At 65.5% G+C, this 19,604-nt stretch carries 15 protein-coding genes; 8 read left to right on the top strand and 7 right to left on the bottom strand.

Going from position 1 to position 19,604, the window contains the following annotated elements; genetic code table 11:
- Positions 1–1,590: a methyl-accepting chemotaxis protein gene (locus ACN9M1_RS25710; protein WP_426399686.1), complete on the top strand. Its 1,590-nt coding sequence runs from the start codon at positions 1–3 to the stop codon at positions 1,588–1,590.
- 19 nt (positions 1,591–1,609) lie between these two features.
- Here ACN9M1_RS25710 and ACN9M1_RS25705 read toward each other — a convergent pair whose 3' ends face one another.
- Entirely contained in the window at positions 1,610–5,149 is a 3,540-nt protein-coding gene (locus ACN9M1_RS25705) for an EAL domain-containing protein (RefSeq protein ID WP_426399685.1), read from the bottom strand.
- 247 nt (positions 5,150–5,396) lie between these two features.
- Between ACN9M1_RS25705 and ACN9M1_RS25700 the strand changes: the two genes are divergently transcribed.
- The 5 genes from ACN9M1_RS25700 (at position 5,397) to ACN9M1_RS25680 (ending at position 11,285) form a co-directional block, all read left to right on the top strand.
- Complete coding sequence (locus ACN9M1_RS25700) at positions 5,397–7,841, top strand: sensor domain-containing diguanylate cyclase (RefSeq protein ID WP_426399684.1); 2,445 nt, start codon at positions 5,397–5,399, stop codon at positions 7,839–7,841.
- Positions 7,842–8,321: 480 nt separating this feature from the next.
- Entirely contained in the window at positions 8,322–8,633 is a 312-nt protein-coding gene (locus tag ACN9M1_RS25695; protein ID WP_426399683.1) for a FeoA family protein, read from the top strand.
- A gap of 47 nt (positions 8,634–8,680) precedes the next feature.
- Positions 8,681–10,546, top strand: a complete 1,866-nt coding sequence (gene feoB / locus ACN9M1_RS25690; RefSeq protein ID WP_426399682.1) for a ferrous iron transport protein B — start codon at positions 8,681–8,683, stop codon at positions 10,544–10,546.
- The gene (locus ACN9M1_RS25685) at positions 10,543–10,863 is read left to right on the top strand and encodes a DUF6587 family protein (protein ID WP_426399681.1); all 321 of its coding nucleotides are present in this window, start codon (positions 10,543–10,545) and stop codon (positions 10,861–10,863) included. The genes feoB and ACN9M1_RS25685 overlap by 4 nt, the downstream gene beginning before the upstream one ends.
- Positions 10,864–10,979: 116 nt before the next feature.
- Positions 10,980–11,285, top strand: a complete 306-nt coding sequence (locus ACN9M1_RS25680) for a hypothetical protein (protein ID WP_426399680.1) — start codon at positions 10,980–10,982, stop codon at positions 11,283–11,285.
- 14 nt (positions 11,286–11,299) lie between these two features.
- On the opposite strand, the gene ACN9M1_RS25675 is transcribed toward ACN9M1_RS25680, so the two are convergent.
- The 4 genes from ACN9M1_RS25675 to ACN9M1_RS25660 form a co-directional block, all read right to left on the bottom strand.
- Entirely contained in the window at positions 11,300–11,545 is a 246-nt protein-coding gene (locus ACN9M1_RS25675; protein WP_426399679.1) for a hypothetical protein, read from the bottom strand.
- A gap of 122 nt (positions 11,546–11,667) precedes the next feature.
- Entirely contained in the window at positions 11,668–12,114 is a 447-nt protein-coding gene (fur, locus tag ACN9M1_RS25670) for a ferric iron uptake transcriptional regulator (protein ID WP_426399678.1), read from the bottom strand.
- A 428-nt stretch (positions 12,115–12,542) separates the two neighbouring features.
- A complete protein-coding gene (locus ACN9M1_RS25665) occupies positions 12,543–13,769 on the bottom strand; it encodes a CynX/NimT family MFS transporter (RefSeq protein WP_426399677.1) in 1,227 nt (408 codons plus the stop codon).
- Entirely contained in the window at positions 13,766–14,221 is a 456-nt protein-coding gene (locus tag ACN9M1_RS25660) for a nucleoside deaminase (protein WP_426399676.1), read from the bottom strand. Before ACN9M1_RS25660 ends, ACN9M1_RS25665 begins: the two co-directional genes overlap by 4 nt.
- 85 nt (positions 14,222–14,306) lie before the next feature.
- On the opposite strand from ACN9M1_RS25660, the gene ACN9M1_RS25655 reads away from it, so the two are divergent.
- The gene (locus tag ACN9M1_RS25655; protein ID WP_426399675.1) at positions 14,307–15,182 is read left to right on the top strand and encodes a LysR family transcriptional regulator; all 876 of its coding nucleotides are present in this window, start codon (positions 14,307–14,309) and stop codon (positions 15,180–15,182) included.
- Between the two features lie 53 nt (positions 15,183–15,235).
- Here the strand turns inward: ACN9M1_RS25655 and ahpF are convergent, their stop codons facing one another.
- Both ahpF and ahpC read right to left on the bottom strand, forming a co-directional pair.
- Positions 15,236–16,810: an alkyl hydroperoxide reductase subunit F gene (gene ahpF, locus ACN9M1_RS25650; RefSeq protein WP_426399674.1), complete on the bottom strand. Its 1,575-nt coding sequence runs from the start codon at positions 16,808–16,810 to the stop codon at positions 15,236–15,238.
- Positions 16,811–16,935: 125 nt separating this feature from the next.
- Positions 16,936–17,499, bottom strand: coding sequence for an alkyl hydroperoxide reductase subunit C (ahpC, locus tag ACN9M1_RS25645; RefSeq protein ID WP_199032869.1), 564 nt, complete (start codon positions 17,497–17,499; stop codon positions 16,936–16,938).
- Between the two features lie 463 nt (positions 17,500–17,962).
- Here ahpC and glgA point away from each other — a divergent pair, with 463 nt between their 5' ends.
- Complete coding sequence (gene glgA, locus ACN9M1_RS25640) at positions 17,963–19,591, top strand: glycogen synthase GlgA (protein ID WP_426399673.1); 1,629 nt, start codon at positions 17,963–17,965, stop codon at positions 19,589–19,591.
- The last annotated feature ends 13 nt before the right edge of the window (positions 19,592–19,604 follow it).

Here is a 19,604-nt window from a genome sequence, read left to right as displayed (position 1 = left end):
ATGCGCCAGAACCTGCCGGTCACCCAAGCCGAAACCGCCCTCAACCCAACGGACTACCTCATCTCCCGCACCGACCTGAAAGGCCGCATCGTCTTCGCCAATGCGGCGTTCGTGCGCATCAGCGGTTACGCGCAGGAAGAACTCATGGGCGCGCCCCACAACCTGGTGCGCCACCCCGACATGCCCGAGGCGGCCTTTGCCGATTTGTGGGCCACGCTGCAAGCCGGCAAACCCTGGCGCGGCTTTGTCAAGAACCGCCGCAAGGACGGCGGCTTCTACTGGGTGCTCGCCAATGTGACGCCGGTATTCGAAAACGGCGCGGTGACGGGTTACACCTCGGTGCGCTCCATGGCGACGCCCGCGCAGATCGCCCGCGCCCAACGCGCCTATACCGCCATCAACGAGGGCGACACGTCGTACACGGTGCGCGCGGGCCGCGTTCTGCGCACGGGCTGGCGACGCGGCCTCAACCTGTTCCAGCGTGACAGCCTGCGCTTCAAGGTGATCGGGCTGCAAAGCCTGATCGCCATGGCCATCCTCATCGGCACCGTGTGGGCGCACATTGCGCTGGAAGCTGCCGATCTGCGTGGCACACCATGGCTCGTGTTCAGCCGTGACTGGCTTTGGCTGAGCGGGGTGGGCTGCGCAGCGTTGGCCACATTCTCCGGCGTGCTGCTGGCACGCACCCTCATCGGCCCGCTGGAAGAAGCGGCTACGCTGGCCACACGCTTGGCCGCCGGCGACTTGACCACCACCGTGCAGGCGCGTTCCAACGATGAAGTGGGCGAGGTCATGCGTGCCATGGGCACCATGCGCGCAAGCCTGTCGTCCATCGTGCGCGACATCCAGGACGGCGCATCGAATGTCGCCCACAGCACGCTGCAGATTTCTGCCGGCAACCACGACCTGTCGGCACGCACCGAACAGCAAGCCGCCGCGCTGGAAGAAACCGCCTCGAGCATGGAAGAACTCACCTCGATGGTGGCGCAAAACGCCGATCACGCCCGCGAGGCGAGCGCATTGGCCGAACAGGCCTCCACCATCGCGTCGGATGGCGGCCAGCTCGTGCAACGCGTGGTGCAGACCATGGACGCCATCCGCACCGATAGCCAGCGCGTGACGGAGATCATCGCCACCATTGAAAGCATCGCGTTCCAGACCAACATCCTCGCCCTGAACGCTGCGGTTGAAGCCGCCCGCGCGGGTGAAGAAGGCCGCGGCTTTGCAGTCGTGGCCGGGGAGGTGCGCAGCCTCGCGCAACGCAGCGCGCAGGCCGCCGCACAGAGCAAGGAGATCATCCGCACGTCCGACCAATCCGTGCGCGATGGCGTCGAACTGGTGCACAAGGCCGGTGCGACGATGACGCAGATCGTGCAATCCGTGCAGACCGTCACGCATCTCATGTCGGAAATCTCGGCCAGCTCGCGCGAGCAGAGCAGCGGCATCGCGCAGATCAACGACTCGGTCTCGCAGCTCGATGGGGTCACGCAGCAGAACGCCACGCTGGTGGAAGAGGCAGCCGCAGCCGCGTCGGTGCTGGCTCGCCAATCGGAAGACCTGAAGCGCGCCGTGGCCGTATTCCGGTCTTGATGTGGCCTGGCGGCGCGCGCTATACGGTGAAGCGCGCGTCGCGCTCCAACAACTCCGTCACCGCCTCGGGCAATAGTGGCTCGCTGAAGTAATAGCCCTGCAGCACATCGCACCGGTGCGAGGTCAGGAAGGCCGACTGCGCCGCGTCTTCTACGCCTTCCGCGCAGACCGCCACGCCCAGGTTGTGCGCCAGCACCACCACCGTCGTGCAGATGGCCGCGTCGTTGGAGTCCCGGTCGATATCCTTGACGAAAGCGCGGTCGATCTTGATGAGGTCGATGGGCAGCCGCTTCAGGTACGCCAGGCTCGAATACCCGGTGCCAAAGTCGTCAATGGCGATACGCACGCCAAGTTGGCGGATGGCGGTGAGGTCTTCAATGGTGCGCTCGGTGCCTTCCATCAGCATCGACTCGGTCACCTCCAGCTCCAGGAAGCCCGAGCCGAGCCCGTACTGGCGCTGCAGCTTAAGCAGCATCGGCAGCACCGTGCCGCGCTTGAACTGCAGCGGCGACACATTCACGGCAATTGTGAGGTCATCGGCCAAGCCGCGCGCGTGCCACTCGGCGCGCTGGTGCGCGGCTTCCTCCAACACCCAGTTGCCAATGTCGACGATCAGCCCGCTCTCTTCCGCCACCGGGATGAACGCCGCCGGCGGCAACAACCCCCGCGTCGGGTGAATCCAGCGGATCAGCGCTTCAAGCCCGCACACGCGGCCGGTCTTGGTGTCGATCTGCGGCTGGTACAGCAGGCGGAACTGGCGTTGCTCCAGCGCGGCCCGGATCTGGTGCTCCAGGTTCAGGCGATACGACACGCCGATGTCCATCTCGGGCGCGAAGAACTCCAACCGGTTGCGACCGTTCTGCTTGGCGTAGTACATCGCCATTTCTGCATGGCGGATCAGGGTATCGGCATCGGCGCCGTGCGTCGGGTATTCCGCCACGCCAATGCTGGCCGTGACGAACACTTCGTGCCCTTCCACGCGAATCGCATCGGCAAACAAGTCAAAGCCGAACTCACCGCCGCGCGAACCTGCATGCGACACCACCAGCGCAAACACATCGCCGCCGAAGCGCGCCACGGTGTCGACGGTGTCAGCGGCGTCGCGCAGGCGCTCGGCAATGCGGCGCAGCACTTCATCACCCAGCAAGTGGCCCAGGCTGTCGTTGATGACCTTGAAGCGGTCGATATTGACCAGCACCACATAGAAGCGGCTGCGCTGGCGCGCGGCCATTTCCACCGACTGCTGCACGCGGTCAGCCAGCAGCGTGCGGTTGGGCAGACCGGTGAGCGAATCAATGGTGGCGTGCTGCGCCAGGCGCGTGCGCGTCATTTCCTGCTCGGTCACGTCGTCCTGGATGCCGACGTAATGCGTGACCGCGCCCTTGGCATCGCGCACGGGCGAGAGCAGGAAGTTGTTCAGGAACGGGTGACCGTCCTTGCGGAAATTGCGCAGCAGCACGCGGATCTCGCTGGCATCGCGCAGGGCAGCGCGCACCTCGTTCAGCGCCGGTTGTCCTGGCTCGGAGGAATGCAGGAAGCGGCAGTTGCGGCCCAGCACTTCTTCCGCGCGGTAGCCGGTCATGCGTTCGAAACCGGGGTTCACATAGACCACCGGCAAATCGGGCTGCTGCGCGTCCGCCACGGTAATGCCCGACGGCACGGATTCCACCACACGGCGCAACAGACGCAGTTGCTCGTCGGAGTCGCGCCGCTCGGTGATGTCCTGCATGGTGCCGAACAATGCGATCACCTCGCCGCGGTTGTTGCGCTCGATGTTCCCGCGCGAGAGCACCCAGCGGTGTTCGCCATCCCGGCGAATCATCTCCAGCTCCAGCGAATACGACTCGCCTTCGGTGACAGCGCGGCTCGCGGCTTCGCGCAGGCGGTTGTAGCTTTCAGCGGTGAAGAACTGTGCCTGCTGCGCAAATGTGGGGGGCGTGCCGGGCGGCATGCCCGTCAGCACATACATGCCGGACGACCAGGTGGCGGAGTCGCGCAGCACATCCCAGCGCCAACTGCCGAGTTGCGCGATCTGCTCGGCCACGCTGAGATTGGCTTCGCTCGCGCGCAATTCCTGCTCCATGGCCGAGCGCTGCGAAATATCGGTCACGCCGCCCACCATGCGCACGGCGCGGCCGTCCTTGCCGCGATAGACGCTGGCGCGAATCTCCACCGTACGCGTGGCGCGGTTGGCGTCGATCACGCGGCAGACGTGGTACCAGCTATCGCGGTCCGAATGCAGCACGGCACGCAGTTCCTGGCCAAAAGCCTCCACGTCGTCCGGATGCACGAACTGTTGGAACGTCAGCGCACGCGAAATGCCCTCGCCATCGCTGGGGCCGAGCAGCGCATCGCTACCCAACAGGCGGTGCAGGCTCGCGTTCGCCCACGATTCGCCCGTGGCGATATCCCAGTCGAAGATCCAGTCATTGGTGGCACGTGCCACGCGCTGGAAGCGTTCGGTCAGGCGATGCACGGTGGCGTCGTGGCGTTCGATGGCCGCGCGCATCTCGTTGAAGGTGCGCTCGAGCAAGGAAAGCTCATCGCGCGCGGCGCCCTGCTCGACCACGCGTGCGGAGAAATCGCCCGCCGCGTAATGGCGTGCGGCATCCACCAGCGCATCCACGCGCGGCAGCACCAAGCGCCGCATCGCCAATTGGATCAGAGCCAGCAGCAACACCATCATCAGCAGGATGGCGCCGCCGCCGGCCAAGGTGATGTCGCGCTGCTGGCGAATGATGTCGGTAGCGTCCACGCCGCGCACCACGCGCAGCCGTCCGGCCGCCGCATGCGGCACCACCATGGCAGCGTAGGCGCGACGCACGCCATCTGCGTCATCCACCAGCACCGGCTCGCCCGGCTGCTGGCCGGCCATGGCCACCAACTGCCCCTGCACGATGGCCGGCACCTGCGCGGTGGCCACCATGCCATTGACGGAGAGCACGTTGCCGGCCGCGTCGATCAGGTAGACCGGTGCGCTGGGCATGCCACCGGCCGCGGCCAGGATGATGGCTTGCTGCCGTACGGCCGCATACGCAACCCCGCGGATGGCGCCGTCGCCGCCGATCATGGGCCGCGCGGAAACCAGCACCGCCTGACTCGACGCGCGCCCCGTCACGAACGTCGACAGCGCGGGCTGACCGGTGGCCAGCACCTCGTTGACGTAATCCCGGTCGGACAGATCGATGCCCAGACGGGCAGTATTGGGTGTGCAGACCAGCTTGCGGTGGGCATCGATGATGCCGAGGTTGGCGAGTTCGCTCTGGTTGTGAAAGACGCGGCTGACGAAGCGACTGCACTCCTGCTGGTCCATGCGCAGGGCGGAGTCGTCGGCCACCAGCACGGAGAGCAGTTCGTTGGCGTTGGAGAGCACCATGCCGACACGCGCGGCGGCGGCTTCGGTCTCGTGGGTCAGGCGCTGGGCGAGGTGGTCATTGAGCCGATCCCGGTAGAGCGCCACGCCCGCCGCCGCCACGAGGATGGCCGGCAAGGCGGCCACCGCAGCCAGTGCGAGCAAGCGGCCGCGCAGCGTGGTGGGAAAGAAAGCGTGCTTCGGCACTTGGATGACCGGTAGAGCCTTGGTATGGAAAGAGGCTGCACGATGCGCGGCTCAGGAACCGCACCCCAAGCGCACGATGCAGTTGCAGCATCGTGCCGGACAACGGCTGACGCAGTGCGCAAGCATTTTGCTTGCAATTCCTATCGCACGCAACTTGTGGATAGTCTGTACACCACTGTTGCAATCAAACTGGCTTTCTCGACATCAACGGGTTTCGAACGACGAACTGGCCCTACAATCCGGCCCCATGTCGACCCCGCCACCGCTCATCGTTCCGCGTCGCCTGTTGTTCCGTCTGCTACCGGGCGTGGTGGTGGCTGCGCTGATACCGTTTGCGGCGCTGATCGTCGTGGCGGTTTCTACAGTCTATGACGATACGCGGCAAGAGATCGACAGCCGCCTGGATCAAGCGTTGTCGCAAGCCGCACGCCCGATCGATGCGCGCCTGGCCAATAGCATCGACCGCCTGTCCGCCGCCGCCGATACCGCCAGCACCCCACGCACGGCCGCGGAAGGCCAAGCCTGGTTGGAAGACCACCCCGACCTGCGCAGCGCTTTCGACAACCTGCTGCTGGTGGCCGCTGACGGCACCATCCTGGCCGACGCGCCGCAATTGCCCGAGCGCCGCGGCGACAACATGGCCAACCACCCCATCTTCGTGGCTGCGCGCACGACCCAGCGGCTCGTCATGCCGGAGCCGTTCCTGGCACCGGCGGGCAAGCGGCCCGTGGCATCGTTCGCCATGCCATTGCACGACGAGGCGGGGCGCTTCGCAGGGCTGGTGATCGGCTCGATCGAGCTGTCGCGTAACCCGATGCTGACCGACCTGGAGGCCGTGCGGCTCGGGCGCACGGGCCGGCTGGTGATGGTGTCGGAAGCCGGCAAATACATCGTCGCGCCCGACCGCTCGCGCCAGTTGCAGCAAGCGCCCGATCTGGCGGCCATGCCGGCATCTGCTCGCGCAGCCACGCAGGGCTGGAGCCAGGGCACGGTGTTCAGCCCACCGGGGCAGCCCGCCATCATCGTGGGCTACCGCCGCCTGAACGCCGTGCCGTGGAGCGTGGGCGTCTGGTGGCCCGAACAGGAAGCCTACGCAGGCGCCAGCCGCACAACACGCACGCTCATCGCCGCCGGTATTGCGTTTGGCGCGGTGTGCCTGCTGTTCGCCTGGTTCTGGATCGAGCGCGCGGTCAGCCCGCTGGAGCGCCTGCGCCATGAAGTGGAGGGTGGCATGCCAATCCACCCGGTAGCGCCGGTGTCCGGCAGGCCAGCCCTGCACGACGCCCCTCCGCCCGGCCCGCTCACCCGACTGGGCGAACTGGCTGACCCCCAGGCCTCGGCCTTCGACCCCGGCACCGAAGTGGGCGCGCTGGCCACGCGCATCGGGCACCTTGCCGAGTATTGGGAACAGACGCTGGCCGCCAGCGAGCAGGATGTCGCCTTCTTTCGCGGGCTGGCCGAGCAGGCACCGGTCGGGCTGGCCTTTCTGGATCGCACCTTGGCCGTGTCGTTTGCCAACGTGCGTTTCGAGCGCTTGCTTGGAGCCAGCGCGCATGCCATCAGCCAGGCCCTGCAAGCCACGGACGATGCTGCCGCCTCCCCCGCCCGGGCCGTGGCCGCTGCGCTTTCGCAGCTGCCGCATGCACCGCTGGCGCTGGCCGACCATCCGATGGTGGTGGCGACAGGGCAAGGCGAGAGCATCGGCGCGGTCCTGCTGACGGCGCGGCCCGTCGGTGGCGCCGGCACGCCGTTGGCGGGATGGGCGGTGGCGGTGGTCGACAGCACCCGCGAGCAACGCGCCAAGGAAGCGCTCGAACACGAGGTGCGTGCCGCGCTGCTGGTGCTCGACGCTATTCAGGAACCGCTGCTCACTGTTGATGGCGACGGCACCGTCACGCACGCCAGCCGCGCCATCGAAACGCTGGTGGGCATGCACCCTGCACGCGCGGTCGGCCAGTCGATCAATCGTCTACTGCATCTGTTTGAACATGACGGGGGCCGGCGCGTCATCCCCACGCAGTTGCTGCGCGGGGGCGGCACGCTGTTCGGCAGCCTGCGTCTGGAGCGCGCCGACGGCCGCCGCCACGATGTCGAACTCTCCTGGGGGCCGCTGCCAGGCACCTCGGGCAGTGGCGTGCTGGTGCTGCGCGATGTGTCCGCCACGCGTGAAACCGTACAACGCATCGCCTGGGATGCCACGCACGATGTCCTGACCGGCCTGCTGAACCGGCGCGGCTTTGACGCCACATTCCGCGCGCAATTTGACGCGCATCGCAGCAGCCCAGGCACGCGCGCGCCCATGGCACTCATCATGATCGACCTGGATGGGTTCAAGGCCATCAACGACCGCTACGGCCATGCCGCAGGCGATGACGTGTTGCGTGGCGTGGCTGAGCGCATCGTGCAGAACACCCGCACGCAAGACCACGTCGCTCGGCTCGGCGGTGACGAATTTGCCGTGATCCTGCCGCACTGCGACATACAGGCGGCCGTCACGTTTGCCGATCGGATTCGCGCGGCGCTGGCGCGGCAGCCGGTTGAGGCCGCAGGCGCCCGTGCGGAGATCGCCCTGTCACAAGGCGTGGTGGAACTGCGCCCCGATGATACCGACGCCAGTGCCTTCCTGGCCCGCGCCGACGCGGCGTGCTATCGCGCCAAGCATGCCGGGCGCGGCGCCATTGCGACCGACTAAGAGTCGCTAACAAAACCCTCCTGGCGTCGTTGTGCCTCCTTGCCGTACTCAAAGTACTGTCTGCGTCGGCACGCCTAGCCAGGATCGCTGCGCTGGGTTTTGTTAACGACTCTAAGAACCGCGCAGGCCGAGCGCCCATGAAAAAAGCCACCGGATAGCGGTATCCGGTGGCCTCAAGAATACGCTTTGAACGGGGAAGTTCAGCGCACTTGAAGGATAGGCAAGGACCCCAGCCCAGCCAATACCCAGGATAAGGTAATTTGGCAAAAACCCCGTGCTGACAACGGTTTTACGGGAACCTGCCGCATTCTGTGCCTTGGGCGCAACGCGCGCGGCCGTCTCCAGTTGCATCTTCTGCCCTCCGTCAAAATATCCATCCGGGCGACGCGGTGCCGCAGTCCTTCAAGCAGGCTGATGCGATATAATGAAAACGATTCGCATTTAGCCACTCAGCAGTTACCACGTTAACGATCTCGCACGATGCGGCTTTCCGAGCTTTCCCGCCGGGCCACGGCGGTGGTGGACCACGTTGAAGACCGTGAGACCGCCGATCCCATCAGCCAGCGCCTGCGCGAACTCGGGTTCGTGACGGGCGAAGAGGTGCGCGTGGTGGCCGTGGGGCCCTTCGGCGGTGATCCGCTGGTCGTGCAAGTAGGCTTCACGCGCTTTGCGCTGCGCCGGCAGGAAGCCGCCCGTGTGCGCCTGCGGGCCCAACCTGCCGCGCAGCCTACCGCCACTGTCATTACCGCCAAAGAGACGGCGCCGCCGCCCAAGGTGCGCGAGGCTGCGTAGCCCCGCCTTTGCTTTCGGCCGTTTTCCGGCCTCGCTTATCCGGCTTCATGCAGATGCACGCTTCTTCCCCCTCCTCTTCCTCACCTGCACTGCGGGTGGCCCTGGTTGGCAACCCCAACTGTGGCAAGACCGCGCTGTTCAACCTGCTGACGGGCAGCCGCCAGAAGGTCGCCAACTATGCGGGCGTTACGGTCGAGCGCAAGGAAGGCCGCTTCACTGCACCGTCGGGTCGGCACGTACAGATTCTGGATTTGCCTGGCGCCTACAGCCTCGTCGCCACCAGCCCCGACGAAGCCATCACGCGCGACATCTGCCTGGGCACGTTCCGGGGCGAGGCGCGGCCCGATCTGCTGATCTGCGTGGTCGATGCCACCAACCTGCGGCTGCACCTGCGCTTTGTGCTGGAACTGCAACGCCTGGGCCTACCGATGGTGCTGGCGCTGAACATGGTGGATGCGGCCGAACGGCGCGGCATCCGCATCGACCGCGCCAAGCTGGAAGCCGCGCTGGGCGTGCCTGTGGTGCAGACCGTGGCCATCAAGCGCAATGGCGCAGCCGACCTCGTTGCGCATATCGATCACGAAAAACTGCCAGCCGTACCGGCGGGGCTGCCGGCCGACGCTGACCCGCACGTGGAGGTGAAGCACCTGCTCGACGCTGCGGTGACCATGCCGCGCAGCACGGCCGAGTTGGACGATCGGCTCGATCGCATCGTGCTGCATCCGGTGTTCGGCTTGCTGCTATTGGCCGTGCTGATGTTCTTCATGTTCCAGGCCGTGTTCTCGTGGGCACAGCCGCTCATGGAGGGCATTCAGGGCGCCGTGGAAGCCGTAGGCGTGTGGGTCGGTACGGTCATGCCCGATGGCCTGCTCAAGAGCCTGTTGGTCAACGGCATCATCGCTGGCGTGGGCAGCGTGCTGGTGTTCTTGCCGCAGATCCTGATCCTGTTCCTCTTCATTCTCTCGCTGGAAGAATCAGGCTACCTGCCGCGTGCAGCGTTCCTGCTCGACCGGCTGATGGCCGGTGCCGGGCTGTCGGGGCGCTCGTTCATTCCGCTGCTGTCGAGCTTTGCCTGCGCGATTCCCGGCGTGATGGCCACGCGCACGATCCAGGACCCGCGCGATCGGCTGGTCACGATTCTGGTCGCGCCGCTGATGACGTGTTCCGCACGGCTGCCGGTGTATGCGTTGCTGATTGGCGCGTTCATTCCGATGCGGCAGGTGTGGGGCGTGTTCAACCTGCAGGGCCTGGTGCTGTTTGGCCTCTATATGGCAGGCATCGTGTCGGCACTGGTGGTGGCCTACGTGCTGAAGTACCTCAAGCGCGACCGCAACGAACACCCGCTCATTCTTGAGTTGCCGTCGTATCGCCTGCCCAGTGTGCGCAACCTGGCCGTCGGCCTGATCGAACGCGCGCGCATCTTCCTGCGCCGCATCGGCACGGTCATCCTCAAGATGATGGTGGTGCTGTGGTTCCTGTCGAGCTTCCCGGCGCCGCCCGCCAACGCCACCCTGCCGGCCATCGATTACAGCTTTGCCGGCATGATCGGTCGCGCGCTGGAAGTCGTGTTCGCGCCGATCGGCTTTACGTGGCAGATGTGCATTGCGCTGATTCCGGGCATGGCTGCCCGCGAGGTCGCCGTGGGTGCGCTGGCAACGGTGTATTCGCTGTCGGCCACGCATGAAGATGCGGCCGCGCAGTTGGCACCCGTGATCGCCCAGCAATGGTCGCTGGCCACCGCGCTGGCCTTCCTGGCGTGGTACGTGTACGCGCCGCAATGCATCTCGACGCTGGCCACCATCCGCCGCGAGACCAACTCGTGGAAGATCATGGCCGCTACGGCCGGTTACCTCTTCGCGCTGGCCTACCTGGCCGCCTTTGCCACTTACCAGATCGCACGGGTGCTGACATGAGCGTGTACCACGTGGTTGAAACCGGCGTTGTTGCCACCGTGGTGGCCTTCAGCGCGCTGTCGATTACCGGCCGCTATGCGCCGGCCATGCGGGCGCGCACGATGGCACGTGTGGCGGGCTGGTGCGACCGGCCATCACGACCCGATTGGATGCGCGCCTTCGGGCAGCGCTTGCTCACGCCGGGCGAAGCACCTTCGTGCCATTCCGATCCGCTCTCGGGCAGTGCCTGCGGCAGTGGCTGCAGCGGATGCGCATCGGGCGAATCGTCCTCGTCTGCGGCGGTTGAACAGCCAATCCACTTCGTGCGCCGCAAATAACGGCCGACGTAACGTCACAACACCCACGGGCCCGCATGGGGACAAACCATGCGGGCCCGTTTCATTTTTGGCGAACGCAGGCGTAGACTGGTCCAAACCTGAACGGGGGACGCATCATGACCGAAGAGTTGCTGGTCCAGTTGATCGCGGAAGTCGAGAAGGAAGACCCGGTGGATTTCGCCAACCTGCCCTTTGATGAGCAGATGCTGCGTGACCTCGTCTGCAAGCTGGTCTCGCGCCAGTTAACGCAAATGGAAGATGCGCATTTCAGCCAGGACGAAGTGATCGTCTCGCTCACGGCGAGCATCGCCAAGCTGGTGCTGGAAAACCTGGTGCTGAATGCGCGCCTGCTGGCGCATCAAGGCCACAGCGAAAGCGCCCGTGAATTGCTGGAGCGGATCGCGCGGCAAGCGAAGGGATAGCTCGCGAATATCGTTCAGCGCACGACGTTGTACTGCGTACGTGCCCGCATCAGCAAACGCTTGGCCACCGACAAACCTCGGATGGCCGCGTCATCGTCTTCAGTCAAGACATCGAACTCGGCGCTCCAATTGCAACCAGTGTGATCGGGGCGGTGGATGCACATGGCGCGCAGCTCGCACTGGGCGCATTCCGGGTGCTGCTGGACACAGCGGGCCAGCAAGGTCTTGATTTCATCTTCGGACTTCAGACGGCGTCGCATCGGCATCTCCTGGGTAACACGGTATGTTGGAACCGCTGTCGCCCGATGAGTTTCGCCATGATTGCCCCGATACTGTTTCAGGGCGTTACCAGATCACATGCGCTCAGCCCACGCGCACTCACTCAGTGTGAGGTGCCCGCGGCAGGCTGGCACGTCGGGCACAGGCCATACAGCGCCAAGGCGTGATCGCGCAGCACGAAGCCGCGCTCGCTGGCCACGCGCTCCTGGCGCACCTCGATGGCCTCGTCATGAAACTCTTCCACCCGGCCGCACGACATGCAGATCAGGTGATCGTGGTGCGCGCCCTCGTTGATCTCATACACCGCATGGCCGGCCTCGAAGGTATGGCGCAGCAGCACGCCGGCGTCCACCAATTGATTGAGCACGCGATACACCGTCGAGATGCCGACATCGAGTTCCGACGTGAGCAACTGCCGATAGACGTCTTCGGCGCTGAGATGGCGGCTGTGGTCCGTGCCGGTCGCGAGGATTTCCAGGATCTTGACGCGCGGCGACGTGGCTTTGAGCCCGGCTCTACGCAAATCAGGTAGGTCGGTCGAGTTTGGCATGGCCTGACGTGAAGGTCGGAGCGTAAAAAAAGGAGGGCGATCAGCGGCAACCAGGAACGGCGTCGCAATCGTCGGAATCGTGCAGGAGGGATTCAAAAAAAACGGCATGGCTGGCGGCCCGGAAAAGTCGCAGTCGGGAAAGCGGGGTCTAAGTGCTTTCCCGACTGTCGGGCGGCTTGCTACTGCCAAACGCTCTGTGTGTCAGAGCGGTCCCCACAAAAGATCGGTTGCCGGGGCGCTGCATCCTCAGAAGATGCGCGCACTCGCAGCGGAATTCGGGTCGATGCGCTGCGTTGCCTTGCGTTTTGGGGGGCTGCCCCATCGGCGTCTGCGCTGTCGATGGAGAGACTATAAATGCGAATGATTCGCATTTCAAGGGTTTTTTGCAAATCGCCGAAAGTCGTTGCGGTGGAGGCCCGGGGGCCGCGTCAAACGCGCCCGATGGCACGCGCATAACCGGCCGGCGCAAAGCGTAGCGTGGTCAGCGATGAAACGATCACGATGGCAAGCAACAGCAGCCACGGCACCTGAAAGCTGCCCGTCATCTCACGCAGCCAGCCAACGGCATACGGGATGATGCCGGTGATGATGAAGCCGATGCCTTGCACGAAGGCCGCCAGATAACCGGCGGCGCGGGCATCGGGCAAGTGGTCGAGCGTGAGCGTGAGGCACAGCGAAAACATCGAGCCCAAGCCGCAGCCTATCAACGCCACCCACAGTGCAGTCCCGGCGAGTGGCGCGAGCAACAAACCCGCCATACCGATCAGTTGCAGCACCAGCATCGCCATCAGCCACGGGCGGCGATCGGGGTGGCGGCGAGCAAGCATGGGCGCGGTAAATGCGCCGATCACCTGGAAGATGGTCATCACACCGATGAGGCCACCGGCGTCTTGCGCGCTCCACCCCAATTGGCGATAGAACATCGGCAGCCACGCAATCATGCTGGTGTAGCCGCCATTGGCCGCGCCAAAGTAGACCGCCAGCAGCCATGCGCGACGGTTGCCGAAAAAGTTGAGCACAGCACCGCGCTGCGTGGGCGCCGCCGCTTCGCGCGGGCGTGCAGCAATCCAGAGCACCAGCGCTAGCAGCGCTGGCAACGCCCACACGCCAAGGCCCGCGTGCCAATCTGCCAGATGCGCGATGCGCGGGCTGAGCGTGGCTGCCATGCCACCACCCGCCATCAACGCGGCGGAATACACACCCAGCGCCATCGGCACGCGCTGCGGAAACCAGCGCTTGACGATACCCGGCACCAACGCCTGGATGATCGCCACGCCCGTTCCGGCCAGGGCCGCGCTGGCGATGAGCGCCGCGCCCTGCGCCGCCCACAGCCGCCACAGGCACGCCCCCGCAATCGCCAGCAGGCTGCACGCCACGCCGCGATGCTCCGGCAGCCAGCGCGCCAGCCACGGCAGAAACAGCGCCACGCTGCCCATGCACAGCACCGGAATCACGGTGAGCAGCGATGCGCCTTGCAAGCCCAAGCCTGTGCCCGCGCGAATTTCAGCCAGCTGCGGCCCGATGGTCGTGAGGATCGGCCGCAGGTTCAGCGCCAATGCCACGACCAGCGCCACGCCAATCCAGCCCGCATCGGCACGTGCGGAGACAGCGGATGGCGCGGCCGATGCTGCGCCCTGCATGGCCGCTTCGCTCACGACTGGCGGTCCTGCCAGGCTTCGTACAAACCTTGCTCGCCCGCCGGCTTCAGCGCGCTGAGCTGGAGTGCGCCGGCGGCGGGGGCGCCGCGCATGGCTTCATACATCGCGGCGGTGGACATGCCGAAGGGTTCGCCGTCGTCGTTCGAATACGCGAAATACGCGGTGCGAATGCCACAGCGCGCCATGGCGGCAAAGCACATCGGGCACGGATGGCCGCTGGCGTACATCACCGCGCCGCGCAGGTCGGGCGTAGCAAGCGCGCGGCTGGCTTGCCGGATGGCCTGCATTTCGGCGTGGGTGGTCGGATCGTGGGTGGTGTGCACCTCGTTGACGGCGCGGGCAACGATCTTGCCATCGCGCACCAGCACGGCACCGAACGGCAAGCCGCCTTCTGCAACGTTGTTGCGCGCAAGCTCAACGGCTTCGCGCATGAACTGTTCATCGGACATGGTGTTCTCCTGAATCGGCCGATTATGGTTGCGCCCCCAGGCATGTTCAAATTAAATGATTGAATGCCTATGAGTGGAATTCCGAATGATTGACCTCGTCTTGCTGCGCAGCTTTGTCATCGTGGTCGACACGGGCAACTTCACGCGCGCGGCAGAGCACCTGCACCTGACGCAATCGACTGTCAGCCAGCAGGTGATCCGGCTGGAGCAGCACTTCGGTTGTCGCTTGCTGGACCGCAGCCAGCGCCAAGTGCTGCCCACCGAAGAAGGCGACCGCCTGCTCAGCTATGCGCGCCGACTGCTACGCCTTGCCAACGAGACCAGCGAAGCGCTCGGCCCCGAGCACACCGAAGGCGTCCTGCGCCTAGGCGTGCCGGAAGACTTGGGCGGCGAAGCGCTGATGCCGCTGGTGGCCGACTTTGCGGTGGAACGCCCGCGCTTGCGACTGGAGGTGGAAAGCGGCTTGAGCCATCACGTGCTGCGGCTCTATCGGAACGGCGAGCTGGATCTACTGCTCGTCAAGCAATGGGGCGCCGATAGCGATTGCCATGCGCGCTGGCCAGAGCCGCTGTGTTGGGTGGAAAGCGCCGCACGCCCCGTGCTGGCGCAGCACGCCGCCACGGACGCCCTGCCGCTGGTGGTGTTTCCGCTCGGCGCTCTGTATCGGCAGGAGATGATCCACGCGCTGGAAGCCCAGGGGCGGTCTTGGCGAATCAGCTATTCGAGTGCAAGCCTGGCCAGCCTCAGCGCGGCGGTCAGCGCGGGGCTGGGCGTCAGCCTGCTGCCGGCCGGCAGCGTGCAGCCTGGGCATCGCGTGTTGGGCGCCGCTGACGGTTTTCCCGACATCGGTGGGCTCGAATTGGCGCTATATGCACGATCGGAACTGGACAGCGCTGGCCGTACCTTGCGTGAACGGTTGGCGCGGATGTGCGAGGAACGGGCGCAAGCGTTGAACCAATAAAAAACCGGACCCCGCTTTCGCAAGGTCCGGCCTCATACAGCTTGATTCCAGCTTCAGGCAGCTTCCGCCAGCGGCACGCGGATCAAATGATCGAACGCCGACAGTGCCGCCTTCGCACCATCACCCGTGGCGATGATGATCTGCTTGTACGGCGTCGTGGTCGCATCGCCTGCAGCGAACACGCCTTCTGCGCTGGTCTGGCCGCGCGCATCGACGACGATCTCGCCGAAGCGGTTGCGTTCCACCGCGCCATCCAGCCATTCGGTGTTGGGCACCAGGCCGATCTGCACGAACACGCCTTCCAGCGCAATTTCATGCTCGACACCGCCCACGCGGTCCTTGTAGCGCATGCCGTTGACCTTCTGGCCATCACCGGTGATCTCGGTGGTCTGCGCGTTGGTGACGATGGTCGCGTTCGGCAGGCTTTGCAGCTTGCGCACCAGCACGGCATCGGCCTTCAGCTCGCCAGCAAATTCGACCAGCGTGACGTGGCTCACCAGACCAGCCAGGTCGATCGCCGCTTCCACGCCCGAGTTGCCGCCGCCGATCACGGCCACGCGCTTGCCCTTGAACAGCGGGCCATCGCAGTGCGGGCAGTAGGCCACGCCCTTGTTCTTGTATTCCTGCTCGCCGGGCACGTTGACGTTGCGCCAGCGTGCGCCGGTCGACAGGATGATCGAGCGGCCCTTGAGCACTGCGCCGTTGGCCAGCGTCACCTCGGCGAACCCGCCCGGCACATCGGCCGGCGTGAGTTTGACCGCACGCTGCGTGTTCATGATGTCGACGTCGTACTGGCGCACGTGCTGCTCCAGCGCGGCGGCAAACTTCGGCCCTTCGGTCTCCTGCACGGAGATGAAGTTCTCGATGCCCAGCGTGTCGAGCACCTGGCCGCCAAAACGCTCGGCCACCACACCGGTACGCACGCCCTTGCGTGCCGCGTACACGGCAGCCGCTGCGCCAGCGGGGCCACCGCCGACGATCAGCACGTCATACGCTTCCTTGGCGGCCAGCTTCTCGGCATCACGCGCGGCGGCGCCGGTGTCGATCTTGGCGAGGATCTCTTCCACGCCCATGCGGCCCGTCCCAAACGTTTCACCGTTCAGGAAGACGGTCGGCACGGCCATGATCTGGCGCGCTTCGATCTCGCCCTGATACAGCGCGCCGTCGATGGCGACGTGCTGGATGCGCGGGTTGATCACGGACATCACGTTCAGCGCCTGGACCACGTCCGGGCAGTTCTGGCACGTGAGCGACATGTAGGTCTCGAAGCGGAAATCGCCTTCGATATTGCGGATCTGCTCGATGACGTCGGCTTCGAGCTTGGGGGCATAGCCGCCCACTTGCAGCAGCGCCAGCACGAGCGAGGTGAACTCGTGGCCCGTCGGGATGGCGGCAAAACGCACGCTCACATCGGCGCCGGTGCGGCGGATTTGGAACGACGGCGCGCGCTCGGCGGCATCGCGTTGTTCTGTCAGCACGATCATGCTGGACTGCTCGGCCACATCACGCAGCAGGTCCATCATGTCGCGGGAGCCCTCGCTGTCATCGACGTTGGCGACCAGCTCAATGGGCTGCACGAGGCGTTCGAGGTAGGCCTTCAGTTGGGCCTTGACATCAGCGTCCAGCATGACGACTTCCTTTATTCGTTTTTGATTCAGTTACAGGGCGCGGCACATGCCTGCGCCCTTAAGCAAACGGCCGGCAGAGCCGGCCGTTTTTTCCGCTGCATTTCTGCAGCAAACAGCCTTACAACTTAGATCTTGCCAACCAGGTCGAGCGACGGCTTGATGGTCTTCGCGCCTTCGTTCCACTTGGCCGGGCACACGTTGCCCGGGTTGTTGGCGACGAACTGGGCAGCCTTGAGCTTGCGCAGCGTTTCCTTCACGTCGCGGGCGATGGCGTTGTCGTGCACTTCCATCGTCTTGATCACGCCTTGCGGGTCGATCACAAACGTGCCGCGCAGAGCCAGGCCTTCTTCAGGGATGTGCACGCCGAAGGCGTTGGTCAGTTGGTGCGTCGGGTCACCCACCAGCGGGAACTGGGCCTTGCCGACTGCCGGCGAGGTTTCGTGCCACACCTTGTGCGAGAAGTGCGTGTCGGTCGTGACGATGTAGACCTCAGCGCCAGCCTTCTGGAATTCAGCGTAGTTGTCCGCTGCGTCTTCCACTTCGGTCGGGCAGTTGAAGGTGAATGCGGCCGGCATGAAGATCAGCACGGACCACTTGCCCTTGAGCGACTCATCCGAAACTTCGATGAACTTGCCGTTGTGGAACGCTTGGGCCTTGAACGGTTGGACTTGAGTATTGATCAGCGACATAGTGGTTTTCGGTTGGGGTTGCTTGGTTGACAACGGAGTGGATCGTATCGTCGTTCGATGCATTGCACAAGTTGATTGATCTGATTTTATTGATTGTTTTTTTCTATCACGCTATCTCCCGCCTCAAGTCGCCGCTCTGCCCGGCGTCTGACATCGAGCCTCCGCGACAGCTCTCTCGAGTCTCTCGATCGCCCAGCGAATGTGCCCCCAGCGCCATAGGCGAAATTACATCGCGCATCCCCACGTTGCACACCCCGCACGTGCTTGGGTGAACCGCCACGCACGGTGATCCTCACTGCCTGCCAAGGCACGGCATGCGCCGGCGTGGCACGCGTGTCAGCGTCCGTCCGACTGGCATAGCTCTTGCGCGACGGGGAGGATCGCAACCTCTGCCGCACATCGGCGCCCGGCCCTCGCTCATGCGGGCGGCCGAGGCCGGAGTGATGGCGGTTCCTCCGGGAGCATGACCTTGTCGCTGAATGTCCTCTTTGTCGCTTCAGAAGCGGTGCCCCTGGCCAAGACCGGCGGGCTGGGAGATATGGTGGGCGCCTGCGCCGGTGCGCTGCAGCGTGCCGGCCTGCACGTGACGGTGATGCTGCCGGGCTACCCCGGCGCCATCGCCCAGATGCAGCGCACCCAGACCGTCTGTGAGTGGACCGACCTGCCCGGTGGACGCGCGCGTCTTCTCAAGGGAACCATGGGCCCGCACGGGGTGCCGGTGTTGCTGTTCGATGCGCCGGCCCTGTTCGATCGGCCGGGCAACCCGTATCTGGACGACCACGGTACGCCGTATGACGACAACGCGCTGCGCTTTGCCGCGTTCAGCCAGGCGGCGGCGCGCGTAGCTGCGGGGGTACCGGGCACGCCCAGCTTCGACATCGTGCAGGCGCATGACTGGCACACGGGCTTGGTGCCGCTGTTCATGCGGCGCGCGGGTGCACGCGCCAAGACCGTCTTCACGGTGCACAACCTGGCCTTTCAGGGCAATTTCCCGATGGAGATGGCACCGCAGATTGGCGTACCGCCCGACGTCGCACTGGCGGCGGAGTTCTGGGGCCAGCTCAGCTTCCTCAAGGCGGGGCTGCTGTGGACCGACCGCATCAGCACCGTCAGCCACGCGTATGCGCGCGAGATCCTGACTGACGCTGCCGGCTGCGGCATGCAAGACGTGCTGCGCGCCCGCCAGCAAGACTTGGTCGCCATTCTCAACGGCATCGACAACGATGTGTGGAACCCGGCCAAGGACCCATTCCTGCCACGCCCATTCTTTGCCGCCGACCTGAACGGCAAACACGCCGCGAGGCGCGCGCTGCAGCAACGCTTCGGCTTGCCGGAAGACGCGCAAGCCCCGCTGCTGGCGCTCGGCAGTCGCCTTACGCATCAAAAGATGGCGGACGTGGCGTTGCAGGCGCTGCCGCAGTTGCTGGAATCGAACCCGCGCCTGCAAGTGGCCGTGCTCGGCTGCGGCGAACATGCATACGAAAGCGGCATGGCGCAACTGACCGCCCGCTACCCGCGCCAGATGGCGGCCCAGATCGGCTACACCGAGGCGCATGCCCACCTGCTGCATGCGGGGGCCGACCTTCTCCTGCACGGCAGCCGCTTCGAGCCGTGTGGCCTCACGCCGCTCTATGCGATGCGCTATGGCACCGTGCCAGTGGCGTCCCGCGTGGGCGGACTGGTCGACACCATCACGGATCGGGGCTCGCCTGAAGCCGCCTGGCGCGGCGCTACGGGTTTCCTATTCGACGGGGACACCGCAGAGGCGATGGTCGCCGCTGTCGAGCGCGCGCTGCGGGTGTTCGCACAGCCGCAGGCGTGGCGCATCCTGCAATACAACGGCATGACGACAGACTTCGGCTGGTCGCAGCCGGCACGCGAATACGTCGCGCTGTACCGCACGCTGGTGCCCGCCGCCACGCCGATGCCGACATTGGCGCTGTCCGCACCGACACCCGACGCCGCGGCCCTGCCCCGCCGGGACAAACCCACCGAGCGCACGCCCGTCCGCCCGCGCACGACGGCGTTGTCCGACGAAGTCCGCGCGCACGCCGTGGCGCGCGCCGCCAGCGCCGAGAAGATCCGCGCCTGACGTTCGCACCGGC

Source organism: Ralstonia sp. R-29, assembly GCF_049913345.1.
Classification (GTDB): domain Bacteria; phylum Pseudomonadota; class Gammaproteobacteria; order Burkholderiales; family Burkholderiaceae; genus Ralstonia.
This window is presented reverse-complemented; position numbering and strand designations above follow the sequence as displayed.